Origin of the sequence: Brevibacillus invocatus, from assembly GCF_003710915.1 — a bacterium.
In the GTDB taxonomy this organism is placed as follows: Bacteria; Bacillota; Bacilli; order Brevibacillales; family Brevibacillaceae; genus Brevibacillus; species Brevibacillus invocatus.
The window spans coordinates 26,803-40,955 of the sequence record NZ_RHHR01000005.1; the positions used below are offsets into that span (position 1 = coordinate 26,803).

Consider the following 14,153-nt stretch of genomic DNA (forward strand, 5'->3'; position numbering starts at 1 on the left):
GCGCCAATTCCACCTATGGGTGTAATCTGGCGTCTTTTTAGGACGGTTGAGTTTATTAGGTTTCTAGTATTGTCTACGAACATTCCAAAAGGGAGAGCTTTCACTCTCCCGGTACGTCATGCCGTGTTCTATTTTTTAAAAATACTTGCTCCTTGCAGTACGCGATAGGTTTTAAAAATTTCTTTGGCGATTTGCACGTTCCCCACCACCGTACCCAAATCCATGTTGCTTAGATTGGGTATCAACTGAAGTAAAGAAGGTTTTCTCGGTCTATTTTTTCTCCTCGTTTTTTTCCATTCCTGATGCAAATGTTCCAATGAAGCTGGATCTCTTTTCAATTGTCGTCGGGAGACTTTGTTCTCTTTTAGCCATTGCATGAATTCAGGTGTGAACCGCTCCTGATTCGCGATGAGCGATTGTTTTCTCAAGGATGTTCCTCCTTTCCCTGTTTGATGCAAACGAGCAGAAGGAACCTCACTTCCTCCTTGACGCAGACGCTAGAAATACTGTATGCCTTTTAAACTAGGTTCGCTTGTACGGTCGCCCAATAAGAAGGAGGGGGTTCGCAATGAATAATGTGCGTATAGATAGCATCTCACCCAAAGGACAAAGTCCATCAGAAAATGAAGCCAGTACATGTGCACAAAACAGAATACATGGATGGGGTTGAGAGTAATTTATTGTAGATTCATCACTTCAATGAAATGGAGGATACCTTGTATGAGTTTTTTTGACAAGATGAAAAAGGGCGTTTCCGATGCCGGCTCAAAAGCGAAATCATTGGTCGAAGTCAATAAATTCCGATTGAATATTCAATCGTTAGAAGCAGAAATTCAAGACCGCTACAAAAGGATTGGTCAAGCGGTATACCAGTCAACTTCAGATGAAATTGGATCAGAACCAGAGTTAGATCAAAAGACAAACGTGAGCATTGTTCAGCTCTGCCAGGAAATTCGCTTCAGGCAACAGGAAATCACTGCATTGAACAAAAAAATCCTCGAGTTGAATCACCAAAAAAGCTGCAACAAGTGCGGTAGATTGAATCAATTGGAGGTCAAATATTGTTCGGAGTGTGGCCATGAGTTTACACAGGTGGTCACGATCGACATCGTAGCCGAACGAGCTGCTACGGAAAATGCCGATTTTACTTGCTCGAAATGTCAGGAGCCATTTGGTCAGAACGACCGATTTTGTGGAAAATGCGGAGCTTCACGCCAGTAGGAAAGCTCGTAAATTTCCCTGCCCGCCAGTGAATCTATTGGCGGGTTTTTTCCTGTCTCTAGGAACAATTTCCGGATATATCAATGAGGAAATATTCGAGTTGTCGATTTTCGAGAATGGAGATATTCAAGCCGAAAGAATCTTTTGTGAACAGTGGACGAGGGATGAATATGGACTCCAAGAGGAACGTCTTCATGATGACTACTTGAGAGAAGCGTTGGATATCCGAACGGAGGAACTGGATGATTTCATAAGGATTATGAGTCCGGAAAAAGCCGTAGATAAGCTGTCGGAATACGTAGGAATGTCTATTTGGAGTGATTCGGAGTGGATACCGCACAACGAAAATCTCCGAAATCGATTTGGGAAATATGAATTTCATTTTATCAACGCCTGAGCTGTAGAGACACGGCTCCTTGCTTTAAATGGAGATTATGCAGAGTTAGATCCAGGGAGAAACGGCATCTCGGGACAAATCTTTAAATATCACAACGGTATGAGTTATCAAGAGGTGATTGCAAACTCATTTGAAGAGTTCTCCGATGAAATTTTGAAGAGGCTCCAAGCCAAGCAATTTTTGTATACGGGGTCCCGTCAACATTTTAACGAAAATATACGCTAAGAACTATTCGACCGAAAAAATGCCGGTATCTGCTAAGGACCCGGCTTATTATTTACTTGTTCAATTCCTCGATCTGCTGCTCGTATTCTTTTTCCTGCTTCTTTACTTCTTCTTCATGTTTCTTTCTGATGTGTTCGATCCGTCCACAAAGACTTGAAGTTTAGCAGTGGTTCCTTCATTTGCTTTTGTAAGCTTTTCCTGGAACTCGGTTCGGAGATGTAGGGGTAGTACCAGTGCCGCTAATATAATCCGCAAATGTATTTGGCAAGTACAAAATGTACCGTTTGGCAATTAAAAATGTACACTTGCCAACCAGGGTATCATTGATTCATCAGTGAAGCCTTATGGCGAAAACTATCACGATTGAAAACAATCAAATCTCTGGCAACTGATCATAGAAGAACTGTATTTCAAAGCGGTTGGCCTCTTTGCCATCAAGGTCAGATAAGGTTGCCAGTCCATAGATCTCTTTGTCTCTCCATATAGTCTAGGATGGTTTACGATCACGTCATTCTCCTCGTTTAGAAGCGAGATTGTATCGAATGAGATCTTCGCTAGTACTGCTTGTCCTGCAAAGCGTGGTGAAGTAGAATATTGTTTTTGGTCAATACGGACGATTCCGTATTTATCAGCTTTGACCTGCTCGAACCGTACACATTCATACGATTTGCCAGGCAGTTGGAGGAGACGCTCCTTGTCTTCCAGATAGAGTTCGGCAATCAAGGTATCCTTTTCATAATGGCAACGGTTCCGATCCTCCAAGCTCCAATTCAAGGTCTTCATAATGGATTTCCGGCAATAGATGGTTATTACCTTCTTCACCGCAGGTGACAGGTTATCGAAACGGATTGTATGCGGCACGCCTTCAAGAAAGGTGAACATGTTCGTCAGTCCCTGTAGAAAGCATTCCCGGTTTTGGGAAGGGAAGACTTGAAACAGGAATGAATTGCTGTAAGGGAATGAGAGAACGAGGAAGGGCAAGATAATCTCTTTTCCCCGATGCTTAAATGGAGCTTCTCCGAAATCCACCTGAGCTGTTCCGGCCTTCGCCTCTAATGGTAGGGCAGTGTCATTGCTCTCGTCCAATAAGACAGTTTTCCTTTTCGCCACATAGGCACGAACTGTACGGTCAGAACCCTGGAATCCATGTTCTGAAACGAGAAGAGTATAGATTCGCTTTGCGGTTCTTCTGAATTTCTTTTTCTTTCCCAAATCTTCAAGTAGCCATTGATCAACGATTGATTTAACCGGATCCATTACTTTAGCTCGCCTTGTTTGTACAGTTTTTTTAATTTATGCAGCCCCTACAGGTCTGCAAAAATTAACTGCCATAACCTACATTTTTAGTCTGCCATAAACACCGCAAGCGTATGTAATAACTGGAAATACCATTATTCTTTTCGGGTGTACTATTTTAGAGATTTTGCAATTTTAATCATTTCTTCTTTAGACAGTCTAGAACTTACCATTTCAACATAAGTGCCTTTGTGAATCCAATGTAAATACCCACCACTAATATCTTTCACACCATTTCTGGTACCAACCCAAGCTTCGAAATGTCCTTCACAGTTATTTATTTGAACAAGTTCAGTATTGTCATGCCTCTTTTGGGATGAATCTAGTTCCTTAAATAAAGCTTTTTTCTGATTTAGAGACATCATTAACTGGATGGTTTCTGCATGTATCACTGTTGCAATTGAGCTTAAAAAGATACATTGACTTAGAAAAAAAAACGATATGATCCTCATGAATTCACCCCTAGTTGTAAAGTAATAGTAGTTTTACTAAGGCACGGGAATTTTATTTTTACTATTATTAAAGGTTGGAGATCTTGATCAGGTCAATATTGATTTGTATGAAGAAGGTTATATATCACTGCATCTTTTTCAACAGGGAATTCATAGCGGTCAAAGTGCTGGTACAATATGGAAATTGTATGATACCCATGGAGACATAGTGTGGAGTAAAACTATTGGTGAAGTTAACACCATGACTATTTACAATCTAGGGTATCATGAGGCAGGGTCGTATTCATTAATATGGCAATCAAGGACGAACAACGATACTGAAGGAGTATCCACATCTAAAACTGGCAGTTTTTTGAATCAAGAGGAAAAGTGGAAAGAAGAGACCCAGGATTACTACCGAAATATTCTGATGCAAGCCGACTATATCAATAGTGTCTATCAAACACCTTACCAGGGAGTTTGGCAGCTTGGAGAGAAAGACAAATTCTTGCTATCCAATTCAGACGGTATCTTGTTAGTTTACGATGAAGAAAACGAAGGCACCCCGAAATTTTTAAGTAAGCTCGCCGCAAAAAAAAGCGGATATTGACGATTATCGGTTAATTCGAATAAACGCATATGACTTACAGACCATTGCAGAGGAACAGCAGCAAGAATTGTACAATGACTATTTATAAACAAAGAAAACTTTCAAGGCACAAGCCACTTCATGTGAGTGTGCTTTTCTGTCTAGATTTAAAGGGATTAGAAGGAGAATGGACAAGCGTATAGGCAAAGAGAAGTAACTGAATAATTGTAGAAGACGTACATTAAACTTATTCTTTACAATATAATTCGCGTTTTCTAGTAAGAACAAGTGGACGAGAGGTAGCACTGAGATAAAACAAATGCGCATACACATTTAAGAATCTATGACTTCAACCTACAAATGCCAAGGAGTGGAAGAACGTGGATCATGTTTGACAAATAGCACAAAGTCTGACTAGGGCAGTACCAGCGAAGCTGATACCACCCACAAAGTAAATCACAACCAAATATCAAGGTGAAAGTTTATACCTGCCAGCGTATACGATTTGTACATTAACGTTGATCGTTCGTAAGGAATCTTTGTTTAGTACAGTCCCAGATGCAATCCGCTTCCATTCATATGGGTTCCTGCGAAAAAGAGATTCCCCTAGATTATAAATATCTATTTTCTTTTCAAACGCGGTTTGATAGGTCTGCCTAATTTGATGTTCAATTTCTTTTTGAGCCAGTTGCGTGAGTTCTTGCTCCGTAATGTCTGCATGTAGCTCGTTTACTCCGGCCTTCACCTTAACGGAAATATCGAAATATGCTTTGTCATATTTAACCCTTGGTTTGACGTCATATTCGGGTTTTTCTGCGACGAGAACTGCAACAAGCTTGTTATCGGAAAACAAGTCAATGGACATCCTGATTGTGTGTTTATTCAGCCATGGCAATCCTTTTATTTCTTTGAGGCTCATGCGTGTGTAATAGTTGTCCGTATCGTATATTTGTATGCCAGAATATCTAAGCAGCTCATGCGGTTTTTGATTTTCCTTCCATTGATCCTTTCGAATAGATAATTCTGGTATATAGCTTGTCCTCGCCTTTTCGTTTGAATCCATTACAAATTTTTGCAGGCGGGTCGGAGCGAGGATAGAACGCTGCCGATAATTCTGTTCGGGGTTATGTAGAATCGATGCTATTGGCGATAATCTGAAAAATGGAGTCGCAATTAAGACCTCGTCAAGGGGATCGCGCGTACTGAACACCCAAGCTAAGTACCTTATCTCACGATATCGGTCGATCAGTTCCAACACTTCACCGACTTTTCGTTCCTTCAATAACCTTTCGCTAAACAAGATTGCAGAGATTTGTCCCCAGTTTAACCTTTGTTGCGAAGTGCTGTATAAATCATTCGCTGCTTCTGTAAATGAGATACCTTTTCCTCTACCGATCCAGACCGGAGGCTGTTCCGCTTTCTGTTGTCCTTCCAGTTTTGCCACTGTCGAGAAATCGAGCAACTGCGCATAAATGATGTATTGACCTTCCGCATAGTCAATTCCAACAGCCGTTGCATAATTCACGTTTTGCACTTCGTATTTGCTCCAACATCCGGTGAGAAGGAAGGGAAGCAGAAGAACTGCGGTAAATTTGTATGCGTTCATTTCTGCTTATCCCCTTGGCTTGTAGAATCTTGAGTATTTAGCATGTCTGGCCGAGTTTTCCGCCATCTCCATGGTAATCGGAACAAGGCATTGGCGAAGTCTTCATATAGAGGCGAAACCGGTGCCAGGTAAGGCAAACCGCATGAACGCAAAGAGGCTAAATGAGTTGTCACGATAAACAAAGCAAGTAAAAAACCATAGATCCCCAAGATGGCAGACAAAGCGAACATGAAGAAGCGCAAAATGCTCATTGTCCCAGCCAGTGACTGGTTGGATAAAGTCGAACCGAACACTTGCGTAAGTGCTCCTATGACAACAATGCTAGGGGATAAAAATCCTGCGCGTATGGCCGCATCCCCTAATATGAGCCCTCCCACTACCGTAACTGTAGATCCTACCGCTGAAGGCAACCGAATACCGGCCTCCCGCAATATTTCCAAAAAGATGAGCGCGAGAAACATTTCCTCTGCCACGCCAAGAGGAATGCCTAATCGGTTGATGCCAATTGTTGCAAGAAGGTAATAGGGCAACTGATCCTGATGAAACGAAAGAATGGCAACCCAAAAACCGGGCAGCATGAGTGATACGGACAATCCGAGCAAACGAAGCGATTGTCCAAACGTAGCCGATAAAGCAGTAAAGTGGATGTCCTCTGGCGTTTTCAGGAGCAGGTACAAATTTGCTGGTGCGATCAATGCAGCCGGTGTACCATCCACAATCAGCGCTACACGTCCATTCATCATGCAGTTAACGGTAAAGTCTGGTCTTCCCGTATAGCCCATCAACGGAAACAAAGCTTTGGTCGGTTCCATAAACTCTTCCAGTTGAGTGGCGCTGAATGCTCCGTCAATGTGAAGGCGATCCAATTTAGTCTTGATATCTTGGACGATTTTCGGATCAACAATGTCTTGCATATAGAGAATTGCAATGGTTGTTTTTGTCCGGACACCTACTGTTTTCGTTTCGTATACCATGCTTGTTGACTTGATTCGTTTCCGAATTAACGCAACATTGACACCGAGTTCCTCAACAAAACCGTCTTTCGGCCCGCGAATAGAGACTTCGATATTGGATTCTTCGGGCTGGCGTGCCGGTTTTTTTGATATGTCGAGGGAGAACAAAGCGGTTAGTGTCGGAATAAACAAAAGCAGTTTTCCCTCAAAAATGTCCGTTTCGGATTTTTGCTCCCACTCCTCGAAAGAAATGATCTCAAGCTGTAATTGACACGACTCAAGAACTTCCTGATTCTTTTGAAAACCGTGATTTTCGTAAAACCGAGTCAAGTGAGGAAGCACCACATCCTGAATGAGTTGTTGGTTGTCACATAACCCATCGCAATACAGTAAAACGATCCTTGATTGTTCGTCGCCAGCTACTAATTTATAGACATGATGCTTAACATCACGACACATCTGGAAACGTTGAAGAAGTGTTTGTTCATTAAGCGGTTGTGTATCAGGCGCCCCTTGTTGTGTCGACGATTTTGTTTCTCTTATCCATTTATTCTTGAAAAGATTTATCATCTTCACCTGCTCCTTTTACCCCATGTTGAAATAAATATTCGCGCGACGTATACGAGCATGACCCCAAGGGTAAAGACACAAAACGAAGGGAAGTAATATCGGCTGAGCAGATCTTGAAAAAGCATATCGCTGATTGGCAATAATGTAACAACAAACATGAGTAAAGCGCCCAGAATCATAGGCAACCACTTATACTTTTGCAATTTCCACAATTCGCTTAAGAGAAACAGCGAAAGCGAAACTCGAATGTACATACCGGATAACCATTGGTAAATCGAGAAAAAATCAACATGCTCCACATACTCGCCCAGTCGAACCATTCTCCATTGTTCGTAAGCGGGGTATCGTTGGTGTGCCGCTTCATCAGGGCCGTACATGGCAATTGAGCCCATCAAAGGGCCGAGTGTTAGCCCAGATAATATGATGCAAATAAGCATTAAGCTTTTGAAGCTCGGCCTCTTTGTTAACTTGTGCTGAAACAAGATCAGCACCATCAACTCCAACAATCCCCCAGCTGCGTAGGGAATACCTTTCCAAAGTGGAGGTGTCCCATTTTCGAGTAACGGAAAAAGCATGGTGTAGTCTTTAAACTGAAAGTTTGCAGCCATGACTAGGTCACCTAGAATAACAACAAAAGGTAACAATATCCCGCTTAAAATCGCAATGGTGCGAATCCCTTGAAATGCCGCGAAGATACATCCGACAAGCGTTGTTCCTGCGAGAACAAGCAATGGAGATTGAGGCATATAAGTTGCAATTGTCCATGTTATAGTGTCCTTAAAGGAAATGAGCCCCATAAACCATACAAGTACACTGTATAGGACAATCAAGGTTGCCGAGAGAAATCTTCCGAAATGTTGCTTTAACCAATCCCTAACATGCATTCCGTTCATGTTATTTAGAATATAGCTTAAAATGCCAACCCAAATTGGCGAAGCGATTAACACAAGAAGTACTACAAACCAGGCATCTCGCCCTGATGCACCGAGCAGTAACGGTATGATGATGACGTGGTTCAGTAAACCGACAGAAAGTATTATGATCATGTATGACTGTAAAACTGAAATTTTCGGCATCAACTCACCTTACCCTGTAAAACACTAAATGGAAGCAGTACCTTTACTTTTCCCATCTTCATCATCTTTATCCCAAATTTCTCACTTCAGAACTTCCTTTCGAGAAAGTTCCGTCTTTGATTCGGAACATAGAACTTCACAGCAATCACTCCCATATTGTCTAATTAAGTATGCATCGGTATACTAAATTTTTTGATTAAAATTCCGATTCTGACCATTTTAAGAACTTTACTCGGAGAGGATCAAGTGAAGCGAAATTGGGAACTGGAAGAGTTAATGCAGCAAATCGGCAATAAGTCAGGGGAGACTCGGTTGCGCGATTCCCCTTCCATAAATTCGAAGTGCCCAAAGCAGTCATTCAATACTACTGGCGATTTCGGGAGATGAAAGTTGTACCGCCTACGCCTGATCGCATTGAGCGACTTATCAGAACCGCAATCCGTACAATTGAGGAACAATTTTTCCAGGACACACTGGAAAAGTTGCCTACGGCATCTTTGTCCAAGTTGGATTCACTCGTAGATCGTATTGCATTTCTGAATGAACACCAGGACGGCCCAAGCAGCGACAAGGTACTTCTTTCATTTCATGAGCTAAAGGCGGATCCGGGTAAACCAGGTGTCATTATTCGGGCTTCCTATGGGAGTCACTACCGCCGTTTGGTTCCCGAAATATTAGGAATCCTGGAATTCCGATCAAACAATGAAGTGCATCGGCCAGTGATTCGTGCATTGGAGCTGGTAAAGAAATTTTAAGATACTGGCTATCATTATTTGCCAATGTCTGAAGAAATCCCGATAGATGGTATAATCCTGACTGTTAATAAAGAAATCATTGTAGAGAAGGACGAGAAAGGCCAAGAGCGAATTAATCGGATGAATTATGAGATAAGCGTCCTGCAAGCTTTACGGGAAAAGCTTCGTTGCACGGAAATATGGGTTGCCGGAGCGAACCGGTACCGGAACCCGGATCATGACCTGCCAACAGACTTCGAAGAACGGCGGGAAGAAAATTATAAGGCTCTAAAGCAACCGCTGATCGGAAGCATTCATTGCAACATTGAAGCAGGCCATGAAAGATGGATTAGAAAAGCTTGATGCCGGACTCCAGAAAAACCTAATGTCAGGATCACAGAGAAGGGTAACGGTTGGATCAGAGCCGATCAGCCTATCGCCGATAAAATCAGAAATACTTCGGCGCTGGCCTTTGACGAGCCTCTTGGACATTTTCAAAGAGACCGATCTCCGCGTGGGATTTACAGAAAAATTGCTGTACGCGAAGCGTTAGGCCGGGACATTCTTCAAAAGCGACTCATCCTATCACTTTATGGCCTTGGGACAATACCGGCTTGAAACGTGTGAGTGCCGGTGAGCATGGAGAGAGTTACAAGGACTTGCTGTACGTTCGTAGGAAATTCATTCACAAGGACAATCTTCGAAATGCGATATCCGAAGTGGTGAATGCGATTTTTCGCGTTCGGATGCAAGAGATTTGGGGCAATACCACGTCATCCTGTGCATTCTGGTATGACTTTTTGGCCAGGCACATGCTATCCGACTGTGGCGTAGAGCAAGTATATGAGGACTTCTGCAACAACTGGGAGTGATTCGTTTCTGGACAACTTAAATGCTGTTTGCATAAATTTGGAAAGGCGGATGCCTGCCTGTTACCAACATTCAGTACAAGCATTAAAAACTGGACTACCTCTGCCCCAAGACAACGAAATCGATGTAAAAATTGCATCTGGGGCAACTGGGATGGGTTGAAACAATTTTGTTCGAAACCTGTCTGCATTTTTACTTGATCATGTTCGGTTATCTGCAAAGAATTCTTGCCCAGTGACTGGCATTTTTTCCGAGGACGCATATAATGACGTGATCTAACTTTGAGGAGTGATGAATCATGTCCGTTGCGGCTCAAACAAGTACAAAGAGTTTACCTCCCTTTTCCATATGGGGAGTTCATGCATCTGTCGCCGGAAGACCGGTTGTGTGGGGCAAACTAGTGATGCGTGTTTTGCAGGACCAGCAAATTCAAGGCACCATCCAATTTCGCGGAACGCCGATTCCGATTGAAGGAAGTTGGAATGAAAGCACGCAGCAGATCATGTTTCATTCCCCCTACGCCGCCTACTCCGGCCAATTAACCATCTATGACGATGTCAAGATTCAACTTCGGCATTTGGTTCTCACCGGACGTCTGCGGATGCTACCCTCTTCTTTACAGGCGGGCGAATATGGAACCTGGGTAGCGACAACTGATATAAGCTTGGCGGGGTATAGCGGCTATATCCCACCGCAACCGCCTTCAACTTCGCTGCCGCCGGTCGGCGTATTTGTAACGTCGAATATACTGTATGGAAACTCGCGTATATAAAACAGGCACATATCGGATGAAAAATAATCGGTAAGCGGATAACGGAAAGGGGTGGCATATCAGTGGACGAAAATCAGATTCATCATGCAATCGAACAAGCCTATCAATTGATTGTAGAAGCACACCGCAACATGACTGACATTTGGCGCACTCACGTACTGTTTACGTGGCAATGGTGGTTTGGAGTAGGTTTATCGATATGCCCCTGGCTATTTTGGATCGGATTTCGGGATAAGAGAGCTACGGGACAGTTTCTCCTATCCGGGATTTATACCACCCCGTTCACTGGAAACATACCTATTCTTTTCCTATCTATGTTGGGCTGTATTTGCTGGCTTCAAACATTGCCAAGAAGGGCATAGATTGCGGTAAGTCTTTTCAGAAGGACTCTAACCCCTGACAATAGCCAATCACCAAATTTTACCATCATTAATATTCTGACGGGTTGACATATTAAATAAGGATGCCATTTCAGGAGGTGACCAACATGACGGTAGCTTCTCAAGTGAAAACAGCTGTAGCTTCATTAAAAAGCGCGCAGGCCAGCTTTGAACAGTTTGCGTTAAATACACAAAACCAGCAGGCCAAAACCACGTTCACAAATGCAGCGCAACAGACACAAAACATCATTGACCAGGTCACTCCACGGATACAACAAATTGAACAGGAAGAACCGCAGTATAAAGGGTTCTAAAAAAGGCCATGCCGATCTTTTCTCGGCATGGCTGCCACCTTTATCTTTATTCCCTCGTAGACAACAGGATTGGGAGGCTGATTTTCTTGGCATGGATAGCAGGATTATGGCTGGTAAATACGGCACTATTGATCATCATTGCGGTTCGGGAGGTGCGCCGCCCCGCCAAAGCGTTGACTTGGATATCAGTCGGACTAGTATTACCGATTATCGGATTCGTTTGTTACCTGTTCGTCACGAATCCTGTGAAAATGCGGAGGGACAAGCTCGTTTCTTCGCACAATAGCCCGATATCATTACCCCCAGAATATGGTCACTCCGCATTTGTTATCGCTCGGGCTTTGCAACCTTTGTCTGTCAGTGGCCTTCGTACCGGTTACGTCCAAATCCTCACGAACGGGATGGAAACCTACGGAAAACTCCTTCAATCAATACAGGCCGCACAAAAGTCAATCGATCTGGAATATTACATATACCGGAATGACCATATCGGTAAACGTATCACAGATGTGCTGATTGAACGGGCTCTATTCGGTGTAAACATTCGTTTTATTAGGGATGGCTGGGGAAGCCGGTCGTTTCCCAAACATGTGATTCGCCGGATGATAGAAGCAGGCATTGAATGCAGGACCATCTTTCCCTTGCGATTCCCCTGGGTATTATCCAACTTGACATACCGGGATCATTGCAAGATCGTCATCGTCGACGGTAAGGAAGCCTTCATGGGAGGAATTAACGTTGGGGACGAGTATACCGGAATGAAGCCGGATGTCGGTTTTTGGCGCGACACTCATATGCGGTTAACCGGCGAAACAGCGGATGATGTGAAAGCCGTTTTTGAGGCTCACTGGAAAATGGCGTCACCGGACATGCTCCATTCAACGAGAAAGGCAAAATTGATCCCTGAATCGGCTCAACTGTCAGACGATAAAGCCATTCATCCATTTCCAACCGGCAAAACAGAACGATCCGGATACGGATGGGAATGGGGATCGGAGCTGGGAACGATGGAAGGCACCCACATGGGAAAAGCTTCCCCGTCCAAGGATTCGCATAACGTCTATATACAGATATTCGAAGGCAATCCCGGGCTGTCTACTCCGATCATTCGGGAAATGCATTTCATCTGCCTGACTCAGGCGACCCGAACCATCGACGTGACCAACCCTTATTTTATACCCGATGCGGATATCATGATGGCCATCAAAACAGCCGCGGCGCGTGGCGTTCGAGTGAGATTACTGGTGCCGCGCCAAGTGATTCCTAAAGTTGCAGGAGCTGCAAGCCGTACGTATTATGGCGAACTCGTGGAAGCAGGGATCAATGTGTTTCAGTACAACAAAGGGGTATTGCACGCCAAAGTCATGATTATCGATGGCGAGATTGCCGAAGTGGGTTCTTCCAACTACGATCTCCGTAGTTACCGTTTAAACTACGAAGTGTGTGCAGTGATGTATCATTCTGATGTGGCCCGGGAGCTTACGGAACAATTCGAACGGGATCTCGCCGAGGCTACTCCATATCGTTTGGAAGATCATATGCATCGTACTTCTTCCGAGCGCATGCTTGATCAAGCAGCGCGTTTGTTATCTCCTTTGTTATAAATCTCAAAAATTACATGGAATTGAATCGAAGTCCAATTTACACATGTATATGGCGAAAGGGGAGAAGGCTTCCAACGAATACAAGTAATATCGGATTTGGGCTAGAAAAAAAGGAGCTGCATCATAGATGATCATGATGAAACGATTGAAGTTGAAGGTCATCAGGTTATAAATATCGAGGTCGCCCTGCCCAAAACAACACTTCTGGCCATCACAACCGATCACGGATATATCATGTGCGGAGCGCTTGATATTCGTTTGTTAAATGAGAAATTAAACGATCGCCGCATTGTGGCAGGACGTGCAACCGGGGTACGAACAATAGAGCATTTGCTGGATGCCCCACTCGATATGGTGACCACAGAGGCGGAATTACGCGGAATTTGCCCTGGGATGAAAGGAGCAGATGCGCTTTTAAAGATGGTAAACGAGGTTACTTCGTCCTTTCCGGTTACGTCTGACAGTAATCGCAGTAGGGACAGTATTCACTGGTAAGGGCTTTGACATAGATTCTATTATAAGGAGTCTAACATGATTCATAGTGACCCTATAAAATACGATTATCAAGACCTTCCCCTGACTAATAACGAAAGAAGAACGAAAGTAACTGATATTCACCAGGGAAATTTCTAGATTAGAACAAGGGATTATTAATGATTACAGAAGGGAATATTTTGTTGATCAAAATCTCCAATTTTAGTTGATTGAATCAATTTCATAAATTAGAGCCCTACGGGCTCAAGGTTTTTTGAGCATAGAAAAAGGAGTACCTCCCCAAATCTCTAATAAGTTAAGTGCAACCAAAACTTATGAGAACTGGAGGTGACTCCCAATGTCCATTATAAGACAAGGAAGCCTGTTTGATATACAAGAATTATTCGATTTAGAACCTCCCAAACGATTTGGAGCGATTTTTTCCACCCTTGACATCGATCCGATTCTTTGTGTTATCTCCAAAAAGTCGATCTATGGAGCTCCTACTGAGTTGAATTATGTTGCTATGCTGTATTCTTTGGTCGCTCGAATCGTAGAACGGATTCCAACCGTGAAAGATTTACGGAAACGGCTTAAACATGACTTTATCTTTCGATTGGAATGCGGTTTTCTGGTTTCCG

The 14,153-nt window shown here is 43.3% G+C and carries 14 protein-coding genes and 3 pseudogenes; 11 read left to right on the forward strand and 6 right to left on the reverse strand.

All coding sequences use genetic code 11. The features are described from left to right. Window positions 1-128: 128 nt before the first annotated feature. Window positions 129-377, reverse strand: a complete 249-nt coding sequence (locus EDM52_RS02265) for a hypothetical protein (protein WP_122907409.1) — start codon at window positions 375-377, stop codon at window positions 129-131. 343 nt (window positions 378-720) lie between these two features. Here EDM52_RS02265 and EDM52_RS02270 point away from each other — a divergent pair, with 343 nt between their 5' ends. Both EDM52_RS02270 and EDM52_RS02275 read left to right on the forward strand, forming a co-directional pair. Next, on the forward strand, window positions 721-1,221 hold the full coding sequence (locus tag EDM52_RS02270; protein ID WP_183184774.1) for a zinc ribbon domain-containing protein: 501 nt from the start codon (window positions 721-723) through the stop codon (window positions 1,219-1,221). Next, entirely contained in the window at window positions 1,193-1,618 is a 426-nt protein-coding gene (locus EDM52_RS02275; RefSeq protein ID WP_245996451.1) for a hypothetical protein, read from the forward strand. The genes EDM52_RS02270 and EDM52_RS02275 overlap by 29 nt, the downstream gene beginning before the upstream one ends. A gap of 604 nt (window positions 1,619-2,222) precedes the next feature. Here the strand turns inward: EDM52_RS02275 and EDM52_RS02280 are convergent. Beyond that, window positions 2,223-3,130 (reverse strand): annotated as a pseudogene (locus EDM52_RS02280) (Mu transposase domain-containing protein); the annotation flags it as partial. 122 nt (window positions 3,131-3,252) lie between these two features. Continuing rightward, the gene (locus tag EDM52_RS02285) at window positions 3,253-3,591 is read right to left on the reverse strand and encodes a DUF4367 domain-containing protein (RefSeq protein ID WP_122907398.1); all 339 of its coding nucleotides are present in this window, start codon (window positions 3,589-3,591) and stop codon (window positions 3,253-3,255) included. A gap of 320 nt (window positions 3,592-3,911) precedes the next feature. Between EDM52_RS02285 and EDM52_RS02290 the strand changes: the two are divergent. Beyond that, window positions 3,912-4,268 (forward strand): annotated as a pseudogene (locus EDM52_RS02290) (SLOG family protein); the annotation flags it as partial. A 360-nt stretch (window positions 4,269-4,628) separates the two neighbouring features. Here EDM52_RS02290 and EDM52_RS02295 read toward each other — a convergent pair. Genes EDM52_RS02295 through EDM52_RS02305 form a run of 3 tightly spaced genes read right to left on the reverse strand, consistent with a single transcriptional unit; the run spans window position 4,629 to window position 8,364 of the window. Continuing rightward, on the reverse strand, window positions 4,629-5,765 hold the full coding sequence (locus EDM52_RS02295; protein ID WP_122907399.1) for a Ger(x)C family spore germination protein: 1,137 nt from the start codon (window positions 5,763-5,765) through the stop codon (window positions 4,629-4,631). After that, the gene (locus EDM52_RS02300) at window positions 5,762-7,288 is read right to left on the reverse strand and encodes a spore germination protein (protein WP_122907400.1); all 1,527 of its coding nucleotides are present in this window, start codon (window positions 7,286-7,288) and stop codon (window positions 5,762-5,764) included. Before EDM52_RS02300 ends, EDM52_RS02295 begins: the two co-directional genes overlap by 4 nt. Before the next feature lie 2 nt (window positions 7,289-7,290). Next, window positions 7,291-8,364: a GerAB/ArcD/ProY family transporter gene (locus EDM52_RS02305; protein WP_122907401.1), complete on the reverse strand. Its 1,074-nt coding sequence runs from the start codon at window positions 8,362-8,364 to the stop codon at window positions 7,291-7,293. A gap of 341 nt (window positions 8,365-8,705) precedes the next feature. On the opposite strand from EDM52_RS02305, the gene EDM52_RS02310 reads away from it, so the two are divergent. The 8 genes and pseudogenes from EDM52_RS02310 to EDM52_RS24915 all read left to right on the forward strand — a co-directional run. After that, on the forward strand, window positions 8,706-9,119 hold the full coding sequence (locus EDM52_RS02310; protein ID WP_122907402.1) for a hypothetical protein: 414 nt from the start codon (window positions 8,706-8,708) through the stop codon (window positions 9,117-9,119). Window positions 9,120-9,143: 24 nt separating this feature from the next. Further along, window positions 9,144-9,461, forward strand: coding sequence for a hypothetical protein (locus tag EDM52_RS02315; RefSeq protein WP_122907403.1), 318 nt, complete (start codon window positions 9,144-9,146; stop codon window positions 9,459-9,461). Window positions 9,462-9,721: 260 nt separating this feature from the next. Further along, window positions 9,722-9,970, forward strand: coding sequence for a transposase (locus EDM52_RS02320; protein ID WP_245996454.1), 249 nt, complete (start codon window positions 9,722-9,724; stop codon window positions 9,968-9,970). A 296-nt stretch (window positions 9,971-10,266) separates the two neighbouring features. Next, complete coding sequence (locus EDM52_RS02325) at window positions 10,267-10,740, forward strand: hypothetical protein (protein WP_023556420.1); 474 nt, start codon at window positions 10,267-10,269, stop codon at window positions 10,738-10,740. 487 nt (window positions 10,741-11,227) lie between these two features. Beyond that, complete coding sequence (locus EDM52_RS02335) at window positions 11,228-11,434, forward strand: DUF1657 domain-containing protein (RefSeq protein WP_023556419.1); 207 nt, start codon at window positions 11,228-11,230, stop codon at window positions 11,432-11,434. Between the two features lie 86 nt (window positions 11,435-11,520). After that, entirely contained in the window at window positions 11,521-13,038 is a 1,518-nt protein-coding gene (locus EDM52_RS02340) for a phospholipase D-like domain-containing protein (protein WP_122907405.1), read from the forward strand. Between the two features lie 144 nt (window positions 13,039-13,182). Beyond that, window positions 13,183-13,533 carry a YunC family protein gene (locus EDM52_RS02345; protein ID WP_122907406.1) on the forward strand — a complete coding sequence of 117 codons (351 nt, stop codon included), beginning with the start codon at window positions 13,183-13,185 and terminating at the stop codon, window positions 13,531-13,533. A gap of 337 nt (window positions 13,534-13,870) precedes the next feature. Then, window positions 13,871-14,153 (forward strand): annotated as a pseudogene (locus tag EDM52_RS24915) (IS5/IS1182 family transposase); the annotation flags it as partial.